This window comes from Streptomyces sp. Tek67B01 (genome assembly GCF_055231995.1).
Genome location: NZ_JBUYUY010000001.1, coordinates 418,546 through 433,422 on the forward strand (window position 1 = coordinate 418,546; position 14,877 = coordinate 433,422).

Here is a 14,877-nt window from a genome sequence, read left to right on the forward strand (position 1 = left end):
GCACTCGAAGGCGGTGACACGCGCGGATGCGCGCAGGAGGCGGGAGTCAGTAGGCGGTGGGGCGGCGTCCACTCATCAGACGCTGCAGCACGATGAACACCAGCAGCAGGACGCCGATGACGATCCGGGTCCACCAAGAGCTGAGCGTGCCCTGGAAGTTGACGACCGTCTGGATCATGCCGAGGACGAGCACGCCGAGGGCGGTGCCCAGGACGAAGCCGGAACCCCCGGTCAGCAACGTGCCGCCGATCACGGTGGCGGCGATCGCGTCGAGTTCCATGCCCATGGCGTGGAGTGCGTAGCCGGAGAGCATGTAGAAGGTGAGCAGCAGGCCGCCGAGTGCGGAGCACAGGCCGCTGACGGCGTACACGACGATCTTGGTGGCGCCGACCGGAAGACCCATCAGGCGCGCGGAGGACTCGTTGCCGCCCAGCGCGTAAACGGTGCGGCCGAAGCGCGTGTGGTGCAGGACGACGAAGGCGAACACCAGCACGGCCAGGGCGATGACGACGGGGATCGAGACGAACAGCCCACCCGGGCCGTACAGCCGGGTCTGCGCGATGCCAACCGTGGTGGGATCGCTGATCGTGATCGATGCGGTGCTGATCGTGTAGCAGAGCCCGCGGGCGAGGAACATGCCGGCCAGGGTGACGATGAACGGCTGGATCTCGAAGGTGTGGATGATCCAGCCCATCAGCGCCCCGCTCGCGGCGCCGACCAGCAGGACCAGGGGGATGACGCCGGCCAGGGGCCAGCCGTGCGACTCGACCAACGAGGCGGTGAGCATGGTGGAGAGGGCCACCATGGAGCCGACGGACAGATCGATGCCGCCTGTGAGGATGACGAAGGTCGCGCCGACCGCGACGACCAGCAGGAATCCGTTGTCGACCAGCAGGTTCAGCACGACCTGCGCGGAGAGGAAACCCTCGTAACGTACGGATCCGACGCCGAACATGACGACCAGCAGGACGGCCGTGACGATCAGTGGGATACGGGTGCGGGTGCGCGGGGACACGGTCGCGAAGGGGCGGGTGCGGTGCGCGGCGGCGCTCGCGATGACGGTACTCACGCGCCTACCTCCTGCTGCTGCGGGGCGGCGCCCGCCGTGGTGTGGGATCGGGGAATGGTTGTCCGACGGCGGCCCGGGATCTTGGCCCGGAAGACCGGTGACTGCACGAGGCAGACGACGATGACGACGAAGGCCTTGAAGACGAGGGTGGTCTCGGGTGGTACGCCGAGGGTGTAAACGGTGGTGGACAGGGTCTGGATGATCAGGGCGCCCAGGACGGTGCCGCCGAGGGAGAAGCGTCCTCCGGTCAGGGCGGTGCCGCCGATGACGACGGCGAGGATCGCGTCGAGTTCGATCCACAGCCCGGCGTTGTTGCCGTCGGCGCTGGAGACGTTGGAACTGATCATCAGCCCGGCGATCGCGGCGCACAGCGCGCTGAAGACGTAGACCAGGGCGAGCAGGCCGCCGGCACGGATGCCGACCAGCCGGCCGGCGGTGGGGTTGCCGCCTACGGACTCGATCAGCATGCCGAGTGCGCTGCGACGGGTGAGGTAGGCGGTGAGCGCGACGAGGACGGTCGCCAGGAGGACGGCGAACGGCAAGGTCAGCCAGTAGCCGCCGCCGATCATCTTGTAGGGCCCGCTGGTCACCGTGACGATCTGGCCGTCGGTGATCAACTGGGCGACGCCTCGACCCGCGACCATGAGGATCAAGGTGGCCACGATGGGCTGCACTCCCAGCCCGGACACCAGGAAGCCGTTGGCGAGGCCGAGCACGAGGGCGACGCCGAGCGCGAGGGCGACGGCCGTGAGCACGGTGGCGACGCTGCCGGGACGCGTGGCGGTGGACAGGTGCCCACAGGCGACGGCGCCGGCGATGGCGACGGTGGAACCCACCGAGAGGTCGATGCCGCGGGTGGCGATGACGAGGGTCATGCCGAGTGCCACCAGGCTGAGGGGCGCGCCGAACTGCAGGATGTCGACGAGGCTGCCGTAGAGGTGGCCGTCGCGTACGCGGACGGAGAAGAAGTCGTGGTGGAAAGCGAGGTTGCCGAGGAGCAGCGCGAGCAGGATGAGCGCCGGCCACAGCAGGCGGTGGCCGGCCAGTCGTCTCCCGATTCCGCCGGCCGCCCCGGGCGAGGTGGGTTGGGGGGTCATGAGTTCGCTCCGGTGGCGATGGTCGTGAGGATCCGTTCGGGCGTGACGGTGTCGTCGTTCGTGAGGGTGGCGACCATGCGGTGGTCGCGGAGCACGGCGATGCGGTGGCTCAGGCGCAGGACCTCTTCGATTTCCGCCGAGATGAACAGCACTGCGGCGCCTTCGCTCGCCAGGCGGGCCACGAGTTTCTGGATCTCCGCCTTGGCCCCGATGTCGATGCCCCGAGTGGGTTCGTCGAGGATCAAGAGCCGGGGCTCGGTCAGCAGCCAACGCGCGAGGAGGACCTTCTGTTGGTTGCCGCCGCTGAGGTGGCGTACTTGCGCTTCGGGGTCTGCGGGGCGGATGTCCAGGGCTTCGATCCACTGCTGCGCCAGCTCGTCCTGTTTCCTGCGGGCCAGCGGCCTGGCCCAGCCACGGGCGGCCTGCAGGGCGAGGATGATGTTCTCGCGGACCGTGAGTTCGCCCACCAGTCCCTCGGACTTGCGGTTCTCGGAGCAGAACGCGATGCCTCGGGCGATGGCGTGGCGGGGCGTGCGCAAGAGCACCCTCTCGCCCTCGATGCTCACTTCTCCGGCGTCCGCGCTGTCCGCGCCGAACAGGAGGCGCGCCACCTCGGTGCGGCCGGAGCCCAGGAGGCCGGCGAGTCCGATGACCTCGCCGGCATGGATGTCGAGGTCGTACGGTTCGATCGAGCCGGTGCGGGCCAGTTGTCGGGCCTGGAGGAACGGCCGGCCGGCCGGCCGTTCGACCGCTTGCGCGTGGGCACGGTCGGAGAGCTGGTCGAGGCCTGCCAGTTCTCCGCCGATCATGCGCTGCACCAGCGTCACCGGGGTGAGTTCGCCGATGGGGTACTCGCCCTCCAGGCGGCCGTTGCGCAGGATGGTGACGCGGTCGCAGAGATCGAAGACCTGGTCGAGGAAGTGCGTGACGAACAGGATGGCCACACCGCGATCCCGTAGGCGCCGCACGAGGGCGAAGAGTTGGGCGACCTCCTCGCGGTCCAGGCTGGAGGTGGGCTCGTCGAGCACGAGCACCTTCGCCGAGACGTCCACCGCCCGGACGATGGCAACGAGTTGTTGCACCGCCAGGGAGTGCGAGCCGAGCAGAGCGGTGACGTCCAGGTCGAGGTCCAGTTCCGTCAGCAGTTCGGCCGCCCGCTGCCGCGTCGCGGACCAGTGGATGAGACCGAACCGGCGTGGTTCCCGCCCGATGAGGATGTTCTCGGCGACCGAGATGTTCGGGCAGAGGTTGACCTCCTGGTAGACGGTGCTGATTCCGGCCTGTTGCGCCTGGAGGGGGTCCGCGAACGTGTGGGGCCGGCCGTCGACGAGGACGGTGCCGTCGTCGGCGGGATGGACACCGGTGAGCACCTTGATCAACGTGGATTTCCCGGCGCCGTTCTCGCCCATCAGGGCGTGCACCTCGCCGGGGAAGAGCCGCAGGGCGACTCCGTCGAGGGCGAGCGCGCCCGGGAACTGCTTGCGGATGCCCTGGGCTTCCAGGACCGGCGGCGGGCCGCCGGTGTCCGTGGGCGGCGGGGTGGACGGCGATGCCATCCGCCCTCCTCTCGTGGGTGGGGTGGTGGAGCAGGCTCCGGACACAGTGCAGGAGTTACCGGGGCCGGGCCGGGCCTCCTCCGGCGGCGGAACGTGGCGCGTCAGGAGTTCCGGAACGTGCCGCTCAGGACTTCCGGAACGTGCCGCTCAGGAACTTGCCGCGCCGGGATTTGCGGAACGCCGGCGAGCGTCAGTAGTTCCGGGACGGCAGCGCGGCCGCGGCCTTGTCCTGCGGGAAGACGCCCTCCACGGTCTCGACGCGAGCCGGCACGCTCTCCCCCGCCGCGACCTTCTTGGTCAGCTCCATCAACTGGTCACCGAGCAGCGGGTTGCACTCCACCACGACGTTGATCTTTCCCTCGGTCATCGCGACGAAGGCGTCCTTGATCCCGTCCACCGAGATCACCTTGATGTCAGTGCCGGGCTTCTTGCCGGACTCCTCGATGGCCTGGATGGCTCCGAGTGCCATGTCGTCGTTGTGGGCGTAGAGGACGTCGATGTCCTTCTGGGACTTCAGGAACGCCTGCATGACTTCCTTGCCCTTGGCACGGGTGAAGTCGCCCGACTGCGAGGCTACGATCTTGAACTTGGCGTCGGCCCGGATGACGTCGGCGAAACCGCTCTTGCGGTCGTTGGCGGGTGCGGAGCCCGTGGTGCCCTGGAGCTCGACGATGTTGACCGGGCCCTCCTCGTTCGCGTACGCACCGGTCAGCCACTCGCCGGCGGACTTGCCCTCCTTGACGAAGTCCGAGCCCAGGAAGGTCTTGTAGAGGGAGGTGTCCTTGGTGTCCACCGCGCGGTCGGTGAGGATGACCGGGATGCCCGCGTCTTTGGCCTCCTTGAGCACCGTGTCCCAACCGGACTCCACGACCGGCGAGAAGGCGATGACGTCGACCTTCTGCTGGATGAAGTTGCGGATCGCCTTGATCTGGTTCTCCTGCTTCTGCTGCGCGTCGGAGAACTTGAGGGTGATCCCGGCCTTCTTCGCCGCCTCCTGGACGGACTTGGTGTTGGCGGTACGCCAACCGCTCTCGGCGCCGACCTGGGCGAAGCCGAGCGTGATCGGGCCGTGGGAGCCCTTCTTGGCCCCCGGGGAGGTACCGGGGGCGGGGCTCTCGGTCGAGCAGGCGGTCAACGCCGAGGAGGCGAGAAGGGCGGCGGCGAGGACGAGAGCTGCTCTGCGAGCCATGTCGAATGTCCTTTTCGGGGTGTACGGAAGAGGTGTACCGGAGAGGCGCCGCACGGCCGGTGGGCGGGGGCCGGGGCTGGGCATCCTGGTCGGGGTCGGGTCTGGTCGGCAGGGGTGGGCCCCTCGAAGAGGGTGCGTCGTCGCATTGTGAGCGCTAACAAGACGGGTTCTCAACCCCTGGGCGTGCGTTATCTGTCCGTTATCATGCCGATCCGCCAGCACTGGCCTACGGGCCGTCGATCTCCTGCCTATCCGTATTGTTAGCGCTCACACCACGGAGACCACCAGGTCCCCCGCCCCACGACCAAACGGCCCTTCGAAGGGGACAACTGGCTGAAAGTCGCATGGGTCCGACTCGATGACCGCACCAGCCGCGTCTATGTCAGTGGCGTCGACTGAACCTCGACCAGAGGTTGGCCGCAGGGGCTTCCGGGCACTCGGGCCCCCTCCCGGTCGATGTCGGGGGACAGCGCCTCCCTGTCCCCCGAGCTGCCGAAGGACGAGTCCCCCGTGCAGGCGCTGCGGCACACACCGACAGCCGAAGAAGTGGCCGAGACCGTTCCGCCGATGAAGTTGCCGGGTGGCGGTCGCGGTACCCATCGATGCGACCAGGCCAAGGCAACCCCCGGGCCATGCCCGGTGAAACGGTTGAAGACAACGACTGCTTCCGGTCCGTCCCGATGTTCGAGTGACCTCCCGTACAGCGCGACCCGCGTCCGAGCGATGCCCTCCCCTCACATCACCCCGGCCACACCCCCAATACGACTCGCGCCATTCGGTGCAAGGAAGGCAACACGCCACATTTGGGCGCATTAGTGGGATTTCCTGACACAAGGTGGAACTGTCATCACCCTGTTGATGGCACGGTGTCCGGGGGCGCCAGTGACGGTGTGCACCCGGCATGGGCAAAGCCCGCCGGCCAGAAAGTAGCCGTCGATGTCCTGAGGAGCGCCTTGATGACCGTGACCAACGTCCCGGCGAGAGTCTTCCCGGACTGCCGGGCCACCGCCGCCTTCTGGCTGATCCTCGGCGGCGGCCTCGACCAGGACCGGATCACCGCTGAACTCGTAGATGGTTTCGAAAGCGTCCTGGGCGACCGCAGTGCGGTGATGCGGACCAGTGACCTCGTACTCGGCGTGACCGGTGGGCGTCTGACACTGCACGACCTCCAAGGGGTGCCTCTGGCGGCGCCGGAGCTGGCCTATGCGCGCCTGTCCACACCCATGCTCTCCACGGACCGGGAGATCACCCTGCTGCGGCACCTGGAGGCCATGGGCACGGTACTGCTCAACCCGATCGACGCGGTGCTGGCATGCGTGAACAAGTTCTGGCACCTGCAACAGCTCGCTGTCGCCGGGCTTCCCGTACCCGATACCCGCAGCTACGTCGACGCGTCGATGACGGACGTGCTGCGCGCGGGGGTGCCTGAGCCGTGTGTGGTGAAGTCGGTACGCGGCCACCGCGGGCGACGCGTCTTCCTGGCCCCTGACGCGGCGATGCTGCACGACATCCAGGGCAGCCTCAACGACGACGCGCCCTACCTGTTCCAGGAGTATGTGCAGTACTCCCACGGGCGGGACCTACGGGTCGTCGTGGTCGACGGCCGGGCCGTCGCGGCGCAGGTCCGTGTGGCCGCCGACGGCGGGCTCAAGTCGAACCTGGCCCAGGGCGGAACCGCCACCGTGTGCACCGGCCTCCATCCGGCCGGGGAGGCACTCGCCGTGGCGGCGGCGAAGGTCCTGGGACTGGGGGTCGCGGGGGTGGACCTGCTCTTCGAGCCGGACGGCAGCTTCACCATCTGCGAGGTGAACGCCAACGTCGGATGGCGCGAACACCTGAACCAGATCGTCCCCGCCATCGCCGAAACCTGCGACGCACGACTTCGCCCCGGCAGGTGACCCGCGCCGTCGGGGTGAGCGCGGCGGGGCTGAGCGACGCGAGGGTGAGCGACGCGCCTGGGGGTGAGGGGCTGCCGCGCCGGGCCTGTTCGGGGCGCAAGCCCCCAGTGGGCCATCCACACGCCTTCCACGGCATGGCGCCCGGGAACGCGGGTGGATGGTGGGGACCGCCGCCAGGTGCAGGTCGGTCCTCCCTCGGCTTCCTCCTCGCCGACCGCAACCCCCGCGCCCGCGGCGCGTCCTGGGCGGTCTGCGCTGCTTAGGACGTCAGCCGGCTCAATACGAGGCCCAGCAGGAGGAAACGGTCGTGCGCCCGAACACACCGCCTGACGAAGACACCACCAGTCCCGGGGCCGGGCCCCCGGCGCGGGACGCCGGAAACCGACGGATGCTCAGATCGTTGCGGCACCGGGAGTTCCGGCTGCTCACCACCGGCCAGCTTGCCTCCCACACCGGGACGTGGATACAGAAGGTGGCGCAGACCTGGCTGGTCCTTGACCTGTCCCATGGTGACGGCACAGCCGTCGGCATCATCACGGCGCTCCAGTTCCTGCCGCTGCTGATCTTCGGGCCCTGGGGCGGGGCGCTGGCGGACCGCTGTCCACAGCGGCGGATCCTGCTCGTCACCCAGTCCGTGCTGTGCCTGGTCTCCCTGCTTCCGGGAGTGCTGGCCATGACCGACACGGTGAGTCTGGGGGCCGTCTACGGCGTGGCGCTGGCAATGGGACTGACCCTGGTCGCCGAGAAACCGGCCCTGCAAGCGTTCATCGCACAGACCGTTCCCGCCGCGGACCTGCCCAACGCGGTGGCCCTGGACACCGCGGTGTTCAACCTCGCCCGGATCGCCGGACCCGCCCTGACCGGTCCCCTGATCGCCGGCTTCGGTGTCGCACCCGCGTTCTTCCTCAACTCCTTCTCCTACCTCATCGTTCTCGGCGCCCTGCTGCAGATGAAGCCCGGGCACCGGGGTCCGGACCGGAACGCCTGCCCGGGCCGTCGCCGCAGGGGCCAGGTGCGGGAGGCGCTACGCCACGTGAGAGCCCGCGCGGATCTCAGCGCCCCACTCATCCTGGTCGGGGTGGTCGCCGGCTTCGGCATGAACTTCCAGATCACCACCGCCCTGATGGCAAGAGACGTCTTCCACACCCCTCCCGGCGTATTCGGACTCGGCTCCACCGCATTCGCCGTCGGCGCAGTCACCGGATCGGTGGCGGCGGCCCGCAGGGGCCAATGGGGCCGCCGCTACCTCGCGGGTACGGCGTTCGGCTTCGGGGTCCTGGAAGTCCTCACGAGCACGATGCCCACCCACGCGGCCTTCCTGCTCATGCTGGTACCCACCGGCGCCGTGCTGATGCTGTTCATGACGGCCGCCAAGTCCCAGCTACAGCTCGGCTCGGACGACGCCATACGCGGCCGCATCATGAGCCTGTACACACTCGCCTCCCTCGGCACCACACCACTCACCGCACCCCTGATCGGCTGGATCTCCAGCGCAGTCCACCCTCGCGCCGGCCTCGCAGCCGGTGGCCTCGCCTCCGCACTGGCCGCCGTAACCGTCACCGCACACCGGCGACGGCCCACGAGCCCCTCGACCGCCCCCTCCATGCCGCCCCACAGCGACGCCGCACAGGCCTTCTCCAGACCCGCGAGACGCTGAACGTGACACTGAACCACCGAAAGCAGCACATCGCCGAGTCGGGGCTCGTGGTTCTGGCCGGCGGCCTCCAGCGTCAGTGGGCCGACGCACCGAATTCCGCGTGCTGCGTATGGAAGGCGTACTCCGCGTCATCGTCCGAGGCGGGAACAGGAAACGAGATGTCGTGTGCTTCCGCCCGCGCCTGGGCCAGGAGCAGTTCGAACTCTTCGTCGGTCATGGCTCCCACCTCACAGGTCCTCTCACAGGTGATTCGCAGCGCGCCCGCGACCGGATCGGCGCGATGGCTCCCCTCCGGCCGGTCGACTCCTCGGGGCATTCCGGCCCTCTGGCCGGGCGCCGCCCATGCGCCGAGCCCGTTCCCGCAGAGTCTGTTCCCCCAGAGCCCGTTCGCGCAAAGCCCGTTCGGTCGTCGCCGGGGTGTCGATCGTGACTCAGGTCGGCAGCGGAAGCAGGACCAAGGGTGGGCTGGTGGGCTGGGCTGATCCGGCGGCGGGTTCCAGGGTGAGGCCGACTGCTCGGGCGCCGGTGGTGTCACCGTTGAGGAGTACGGCGCCGTCGTGGGGCAGGAGCCCGGCGGGGCGCATGGTGCCGTTGTGGTCTAGCCATAGTTGGTAGGTCTTGCCCGTCCCCGGGGCGGGCAGCCCGACGGCGGTGAAGACGGTCTTGTTCAGCCGTTGCGAGGACACCACTGAGGTGGCGGCGCCGTTGCCGGCGCGTGCGTGGACGGTGCGGGCGTCCGGGGCGGACAGGACCGAGTTCATCTCGTCCAGTCGCTGTTCGCTCTGCGTGGCGCGGCGTCCGGCTTCCAGGTTCTCCTGGTGCTGCCAGGTGGCCACGCCGGCGAATGCGGCGGCAGCGGTCAGGCTGGCTGCCACCGCGATCGTGGCGGCTTTGCGCCGTAGTACGCCCGCCCAGTTGACGGAGGCGGTGGTGGTGAGCCGGGGTGGGAGTTGGCGCACGGTGTCGATGCCCGCCATGACCTGCGCCTTGAGTGCTGGGGGCGGAGTCTGTGCGGTGCCGGCAGCCATCCGGGCGGCCGTGGCCTGGAATTCCGCGACCTCCCTCCGGCACGCCGCGCAGCCGGCGAGGTGCGCGGTGAACCCTTCGTGCTCGGCGGGGTCGAGGGCGTTGAGGGCATAGGCGGCGGTGAGGGCGTGCAGGTCGTCGTGGTGCTGTTTCATGCGGTCACCCCCATGCAGTCGCGCAGCCGGATCAGCCCGTCGCGCATGCGTGTCTTGATGGTCGCAAGCGGTGCGTCCAGCGACTGGGCGACTTCACGGTAGGTCAAGCCCCCGTAGTAGGCCAGCGTCACCGCTTGGCGCTGCAGTTCCGTCAGACCGCGTAGGCAGCGGCGAACCTGCTCGCTCTCCAGTCGGGTCTCCACCTGTTCGGTGACCTCGTCGAAGGGGCGCTGCTGATCGCGGACGGCGGTGGTGTGCTCTCGGTCGGCCGCGGCTTGTGCGGAGCGGACCCGGTCCACGGCCCGACGGTGGGCGATGGTCGCCGCCCAGGTCCGCACACTGGCGGTGGCCGGGCTGTAACGGGCGGCCTGCCGCCACAGATCGATCATCACCTCTTGGGTGACTTCCTCGGATTGGGCACGGTCCCGTACGACTTTCAGCACGGTTCCGTAGATCAGGGGTGCGAGGGCGTCGTAGAGGGCGGAGAACGCCCGCTTGTCGCCGCGGGCGACTTCCTCCATGGCCGCGGCCAGGTCTGTTCCGGGCGTGGGTGTGCCGCGGAAGGGCAGTGGATGGCTCATCGGCCGGCCGCCGGTTGTGGCGACCAGGCGCAGGTAGAGCCTGGGCGGGATGTCCATCGCATGGCTGTCCTTCGCTGGCGCGGTGGCCGGACGGCGCTGTGGGGGGTCCGGCCACGAGATTCGGGAGGGCGTCTCATGCTCTCTTCGTAGCGGACACGCGTACGGATGGGCGGCGCCGTCACGTCCTCTTCCCCCCCCCCCCCCCCCCCCCGGGTACGCCCTTCGGGTGAACCCTCCGTCATCGACCAGCCGTCCGGAGGTCTGGGGCGAATGGGGCGTGCAAGTCCCGGACCGTCCGGGCAGCACCGGACGCGCCGTGTGATCCGGTGCTCGCACCGTTTGTGGAGGCAGCTGTGACTGGTCTGTTCAAGAGCGCCGCGATCGCGTTGGCCGCGGGAGTGGCCGTGGTCGGCGGGGCGTCCGCCGCCATGGCCGACGCGGGAGCGCAAGGCGTGGCCGCGTATTCGCCCGGCGTGGGCTCGGGCAACCTCATCCAGATCCCGATCCACATCCCGGTCAACGCGTGCGGCAACAGTGTGAGCGTGATCGGTCTGCTCAACCCGTCCTTCGGCAACACCTGCATCAACGCCTGACCGCAGGCACATCAGGACTCCGGTCCGCCGCCGGTAACGGGGTGGCGGCGGACCGGACGACCTCGTTCCCCTCGGCGTGCGGCGCGTTCGTGCCCTGTCACTGATGCCGTCGCGGGTCCGAAGGGAAGCGGGGCAGGGTGCGGGTGACGGCAGTCGGCGCCGCCACCCGCGCTCACTCGTGGCCCCCCGCCAGGCTTCGTCAACAAGCGGGCCGATCTTCAGCTGATCGAATGAGTCGCCGGCCGGCACCCATCCGGGATCCCTGCGGCGCCGAATGCCGGGTGTGAGCAACCTCCGCGATCGATTCGCCCGCCCGGCCGCCGGGATCATGTCCGGGCTGCTGTCCGCTCTGACCGCGCTCGCGGTGGCCGAGTTGGCCTCCGCCCTCACACGGCCCCAAGCCGGGCCGGTCAACGCCGTCGGTTCGGCCGCGATCGACCTCACGCCCGCCCCGGTGAAGGACTTCGCGATCCGCACCTTCGGCGAGAACGACAAGACTGTGCTCCAGCTCGGCATCCTCACCGCTCTCACCCTGTTCGCCGCCATCTTGGGGCTGGGAGCCCTTCGCTACCGACGTGCCGCCTCGGTGGGGGTCCTCCTGTTCGGTGTGGTGGGCACCGTCGCGGCCCTGAACCGCCCCGACACCGCCGGCCCGGTCGACGCCCTGCCCTCCCTGGTCGGCGCGCTGGCGGGCGCGGCGGTGATGTACCTGCTGGCCGGCAAGGCCTCCCGCGTTGGCGCCCGCGCGCCGAGCGAGAGCGACGGGGCGGGCTTCAACCGGCGGGGGTTCCTCGCGATCTCGTCCGCCACAGCGGTGGCCGCCGTCGGTGCCGGAGCCCTGGGCCGGGCGCTGAACGGCAGGCAAGGGCGGGGAGCCGTCGCTTCCCGTCAGGCGGTGCGCCTGCCCGCTCCCGCCTCCCCCGCGCCGGCCCTGCCCAAGGGCGTCCAGCCACCCGTGGCGGGGATCAGCTCCTTCACCACGCCCGTCAAGGACTTCTACCGCGTCGATACCGCCTTGGACGTGCCCAAGGTCGACGCCGGCACCTGGCAGCTGCGGATCCACGGCAAGGGCGTACGAACCCGCGTCCACACCTTCGCGGAGCTGCTCGCCCGTCCGCTCATCGAGCGGGACATCACCTTGACGTGTGTCTCCAACGAGGTCGGCGGCCCCTACGTCGGCACCGCCCGCTGGCTTGGCGTCCCCCTCGCGGAGCTGTTGCGTGAGGCGGGCGTCCGGCCCCCCTCCCGGGGAGGGAAAGCCGACCAGCTCGTCGCCCGTTCGGTCGACGGCATGACCCTCGGCTCTCCAGTGGAGGACGTCATGGACGGCCGCGACGCGATGCTCGCCCTCGGCATGAACGGCCAACCGCTGCCCTTCGATCACGGTTTTCCCGTCCGCATGCTCGTCCCCGGTCTGTACGGCTATGTCTCCGCCTGCAAGTGGATCACCGACATCGAACTGACCACCTTCGACGCGTACGACCCGTACTGGGTCAAACGCGCGTGGGCACGCCGCGCCCCCATCAAGACCCAGGCCCGCATCGACACACCCAAGCCTTTCGCCCGCCTGAGCGAGGGAACCGTGCGGGTCGCCGGCGTCGCCTGGGCCCAGCACCGCGGCATCACCCGCGTCGAGATCCGCATCGACGACGGCCCTTGGCAAGACGCAGACCTCGCCCCCCAAGCCTCCCTCGACACCTGGCGCCAGTGGTCCCACCCCTGGCGATCCGGCCCCGGCGGACACACCATCACCGTCCGCGCCACCGACGGCACCGGACAGATGCAGACCGAACGGCGCACCCGGACCATCCCCGACGGCGCCTCCGGCTGGCACAACGTGTTCACCACCGTCACCTGACCCTCGATCCCCCATCCCTCGATCCCTCATCCCCGAACCGCCGCCCACCCGGCGCGGCACAGCACAAGGAGAAAGACCCATCATGAGCAACACCCTGAACACCCTGAAGTTCCGTCGTACCGCGATCGCCGTGGCCGCCGCGGCCATCCTGCCGTTCTCGCTGGCAGCCTGCTCCTCCGACGACGGCACGGGCAACTCCTCGCCGGCCGCCTCCGCGGACAGCTCCAACGGCGCCGCGAACCAGGCGCCGTCCCAGAACAGGGACGCGTCCATGGCTGACGCGCCGTTCGGCCCTGCCTGCGCCGGGGTGCCCAAGGAAGGCGCGGGTTCCTTCAACGGCATGGCCAACGATCCCGTCGCCACCGCCGCGTCCAACAACCCGGCGCTGTCCACGTTGGTCGCGGCCGTCAAGCAGGCCGGCCTCGTCGACACCCTCAACAACGCCAAGGGCATCACCGTCTTCGCTCCCACCAACGACGCCTTCGCGAAGATCCCCAAGGCCGACCTGGACAAGGTCCTCGCCGACAAGGCCACGCTGACGAAGATCCTCACGTACCACGTCGTCGGGCAGGAACTCGCCCCCAAGCAACTGGAGAACGGCTCCTTCGAAACCCTCCAGAAGGGCATGATCACGACCAGTGGTTCCGGTACTTCCTACAAGGTCAACGACAGCGCGAACGTGGTCTGCGGCAACGTCAAGACCGCCAACGCCAACGTGTACATCATCGACGCCGTCCTGATGCCGAAGTAGCGGTACCGACAGAGCTTCCCCTCCCGGCGAGGCCGCCCGACACGGCGGCGCCGCCGAGAGGCGCCTTCCCTGCGAGTAGCCGCACAGCTGCCGCACAGCTGATGCGGCCAAGGCGGCAGTCCGTCGAAAAGCGTGCCGTCGACGTCAACGAACCCTCAGTAGAACGCACCGCGGTCGGGGCTGATGAACATCGCACATCAACCGTTGCAAGCGGAGGTAAGTGAACGCGGCTCCGCGCTGCGCGCCGCCCTAGAACGGCAACTGAACCTGTGGGGGGCGGCAGGGCTCGCCGATGACATGGCGCTGATCGCCACCGAACTCGTGAGCAACGCCCTGCTCCATGGACAGCCACCGGTGCGGGTGCGGCTGGGGCGCCGGCAGGCAACCGACGGAGGAATGGTCGTGCGGGTCGAAGTCAGTGACACGGGCGCCGGCCTCGACGTCGCGCGCATCCGGGCTCACTGGTCCCACCCCTCCTTCAGCCTCGCCGAGGGAGGAAGGGGCCTCTACCTGGTAGACGCCCTGTGCGCCGCATGGGGAAACGTCCTCAGATCGCGCACTCACACCGTCTGGGCGGAGGTCCGTGCGCAAAGCCGTGCGGGTGAATGAGGCACCGCACCCGCCCGCGCGGAGAGAAAGGGAAGACGACTACGGCAGAGGGAGAAGAGGCGCCTCTGCCGCAGTCGTCGGGTGGCGATGCTGTGACGGCCTGCCACCAACCACTGATGATGATGTCGCGACGTGCTCGTCCGCACACGGCGCGCTGGAAAGTGCACCGTGTGGACGAAGTCCTTGCCACGGATCGTGCCGGCGTCACCGTGCGCGGCCGGCCGTGCCACTGCACAGGCTCTTGACGCAGCCGCTTGGCTACTGGTGCCGGTCCATCGCGTGCATGGAGTTCAGGGCTCCGCACAGGGCGGGCGCGGTGGCCTCCTGTGGGAGCTTCGGGTCCAGTTCGCTGGCGCCCAGGACGTTGTCGTACCTGCCGTTGTGGTTGTAGTCGATACCGTGCACCACGATCACGGCGTTGTCGGCGCGGATCTGCCGCGCCACATCCGGGGTCACGGTGATGGTGCGGGTGTAGGAGAACGACCCGCTGCTGGGGAAGCGATCGACAGCCAGGGCGCTGTTGGGGCTGGTGTCTCCGCTTGTGGTGAGCGAGGTGCCGATCTTGCCGTAGGCGGGCAGGCCGTCGGCGGTGCTGACGGCCCTGTGCCCGTTGTGCATGCGTGCCGCATCCGCCGCGGGGCATTCCCCGGATCCCTTGATGTGGATGTGCTGGGCGTGCGGTGCACTGTCGAGGAGGCGGTTCGCCTTCACGGTGATGGTGGCCGTGTTACCGGAGAGGCGGACGGACGCGCTTCCCGCTCCGTGGACCATGTTGGTGGCCACCGGCTCGAGCCGCGCCTCGTAACGGTGCCGTCGCCGCCAGTGTGGGCTGAGGCGA

Annotated in this window: 14 protein-coding genes; 6 read left to right on the top strand and 8 right to left on the bottom strand. The window is 69.3% G+C overall.

What is annotated here, in order from left to right; genetic code table 11:
- Positions 1-46 precede the first annotated feature (46 nt).
- The 4 genes from yjfF to ACV7NM_RS02015 all read right to left on the bottom strand — a co-directional run bounded on the left by yjfF (position 47) and on the right by ACV7NM_RS02015 (position 4,911).
- Positions 47-1,069, bottom strand: a complete 1,023-nt coding sequence (gene yjfF / locus ACV7NM_RS02000) for a galactofuranose ABC transporter, permease protein YjfF (protein WP_463408565.1) — start codon at positions 1,067-1,069, stop codon at positions 47-49.
- Positions 1,066-2,166, bottom strand: a complete 1,101-nt coding sequence (locus ACV7NM_RS02005; RefSeq protein ID WP_463408566.1) for an ABC transporter permease — start codon at positions 2,164-2,166, stop codon at positions 1,066-1,068. Before ACV7NM_RS02005 ends, yjfF begins: the two co-directional genes overlap by 4 nt.
- Positions 2,163-3,722 (bottom strand): sugar ABC transporter ATP-binding protein, encoded by a 1,560-nt coding sequence (locus ACV7NM_RS02010; RefSeq protein WP_463408567.1) that lies wholly within the window; start codon positions 3,720-3,722, stop codon positions 2,163-2,165. The genes ACV7NM_RS02005 and ACV7NM_RS02010 overlap by 4 nt, the downstream gene beginning before the upstream one ends.
- A gap of 190 nt (positions 3,723-3,912) precedes the next feature.
- Positions 3,913-4,911 (bottom strand): ABC transporter substrate-binding protein, encoded by a 999-nt coding sequence (locus ACV7NM_RS02015; RefSeq protein WP_463408568.1) that lies wholly within the window; start codon positions 4,909-4,911, stop codon positions 3,913-3,915.
- A gap of 956 nt (positions 4,912-5,867) precedes the next feature.
- Here ACV7NM_RS02015 and ACV7NM_RS02020 point away from each other — a divergent pair.
- Together ACV7NM_RS02020 and ACV7NM_RS02025 are read left to right on the top strand one after the other, a co-directional pair.
- On the top strand, positions 5,868-6,809 hold the full coding sequence (locus tag ACV7NM_RS02020) for a RimK family alpha-L-glutamate ligase (RefSeq protein ID WP_463408569.1): 942 nt from the start codon (positions 5,868-5,870) through the stop codon (positions 6,807-6,809).
- 388 nt (positions 6,810-7,197) lie between these two features.
- Positions 7,198-8,466: an MFS transporter gene (locus ACV7NM_RS02025; RefSeq protein WP_463408570.1), complete on the top strand. Its 1,269-nt coding sequence runs from the start codon at positions 7,198-7,200 to the stop codon at positions 8,464-8,466.
- 73 nt (positions 8,467-8,539) lie between these two features.
- On the opposite strand, the gene ACV7NM_RS02030 is transcribed toward ACV7NM_RS02025, so the two are convergent.
- From ACV7NM_RS02030 to sigK, 3 genes are all read right to left on the bottom strand, one after another.
- Positions 8,540-8,683, bottom strand: coding sequence for a hypothetical protein (locus ACV7NM_RS02030; protein WP_463408571.1), 144 nt, complete (start codon positions 8,681-8,683; stop codon positions 8,540-8,542).
- 214 nt (positions 8,684-8,897) lie between these two features.
- Complete coding sequence (locus ACV7NM_RS02035; RefSeq protein WP_463408572.1) at positions 8,898-9,647, bottom strand: anti-sigma factor; 750 nt, start codon at positions 9,645-9,647, stop codon at positions 8,898-8,900.
- Positions 9,644-10,228, bottom strand: coding sequence for an ECF RNA polymerase sigma factor SigK (gene sigK / locus ACV7NM_RS02040; RefSeq protein WP_463413805.1), 585 nt, complete (start codon positions 10,226-10,228; stop codon positions 9,644-9,646). Before sigK ends, ACV7NM_RS02035 begins: the two co-directional genes overlap by 4 nt.
- Before the next feature lie 362 nt (positions 10,229-10,590).
- On the opposite strand from sigK, the gene ACV7NM_RS02045 reads away from it, so the two are divergent.
- The 4 genes from ACV7NM_RS02045 (at position 10,591) to ACV7NM_RS02060 (ending at position 14,039) form a co-directional block, all read left to right on the top strand.
- A complete protein-coding gene (locus ACV7NM_RS02045) occupies positions 10,591-10,821 on the top strand; it encodes a chaplin (RefSeq protein WP_463413806.1) in 231 nt (76 codons plus the stop codon).
- Positions 10,822-11,095: 274 nt separating this feature from the next.
- Positions 11,096-12,679 carry a molybdopterin-dependent oxidoreductase gene (locus tag ACV7NM_RS02050; RefSeq protein WP_463408573.1) on the top strand — a complete coding sequence of 528 codons (1,584 nt, stop codon included), beginning with the start codon at positions 11,096-11,098 and terminating at the stop codon, positions 12,677-12,679.
- An 82-nt stretch (positions 12,680-12,761) separates the two neighbouring features.
- Positions 12,762-13,430, top strand: coding sequence for a fasciclin domain-containing protein (locus tag ACV7NM_RS02055; protein WP_463408574.1), 669 nt, complete (start codon positions 12,762-12,764; stop codon positions 13,428-13,430).
- Between the two features lie 183 nt (positions 13,431-13,613).
- A complete protein-coding gene (locus ACV7NM_RS02060) occupies positions 13,614-14,039 on the top strand; it encodes an ATP-binding protein (RefSeq protein WP_463408575.1) in 426 nt (141 codons plus the stop codon).
- Positions 14,040-14,297: 258 nt separating this feature from the next.
- On the opposite strand, the gene ACV7NM_RS02065 is transcribed toward ACV7NM_RS02060, so the two are convergent.
- Positions 14,298-14,822, bottom strand: a complete 525-nt coding sequence (locus ACV7NM_RS02065; RefSeq protein WP_463408576.1) for a hypothetical protein — start codon at positions 14,820-14,822, stop codon at positions 14,298-14,300.
- Between the last annotated feature and the right edge of the window lie 55 nt (positions 14,823-14,877).

Excerpts from the sequence above, each read along its gene's own strand:
- ACV7NM_RS02005 (WP_463408566.1), bottom strand. The coding sequence starts at position 2,166 with ATGACCCCCCAACCCACCTCGCCCGGGGCGGCCGGCGGAATCGGGAGA.
- ACV7NM_RS02010 (WP_463408567.1), bottom strand. The coding sequence starts at position 3,722 with ATGGCATCGCCGTCCACCCCGCCGCCCACGGACACCGGCGGCCCGCCG.
- ACV7NM_RS02015 (WP_463408568.1), bottom strand. The coding sequence starts at position 4,911 with ATGGCTCGCAGAGCAGCTCTCGTCCTCGCCGCCGCCCTTCTCGCCTCC.
- ACV7NM_RS02020 (WP_463408569.1), top strand. The coding sequence starts at position 5,868 with ATGACCGTGACCAACGTCCCGGCGAGAGTCTTCCCGGACTGCCGGGCC.
- ACV7NM_RS02025 (WP_463408570.1), top strand. The coding sequence starts at position 7,198 with ATGCTCAGATCGTTGCGGCACCGGGAGTTCCGGCTGCTCACCACCGGC.
- ACV7NM_RS02030 (WP_463408571.1), bottom strand. The coding sequence starts at position 8,683 with ATGACCGACGAAGAGTTCGAACTGCTCCTGGCCCAGGCGCGGGCGGAA.
- ACV7NM_RS02035 (WP_463408572.1), bottom strand. The coding sequence starts at position 9,647 with ATGAAACAGCACCACGACGACCTGCACGCCCTCACCGCCGCCTATGCC.
- sigK (WP_463413805.1), bottom strand. The coding sequence starts at position 10,228 with ATGAGCCATCCACTGCCCTTCCGCGGCACACCCACGCCCGGAACAGAC.
- ACV7NM_RS02050 (WP_463408573.1), top strand. The coding sequence starts at position 11,096 with ATGCCGGGTGTGAGCAACCTCCGCGATCGATTCGCCCGCCCGGCCGCC.
- ACV7NM_RS02055 (WP_463408574.1), top strand. The coding sequence starts at position 12,762 with ATGAGCAACACCCTGAACACCCTGAAGTTCCGTCGTACCGCGATCGCC.
- ACV7NM_RS02060 (WP_463408575.1), top strand. The coding sequence starts at position 13,614 with ATGAACATCGCACATCAACCGTTGCAAGCGGAGGTAAGTGAACGCGGC.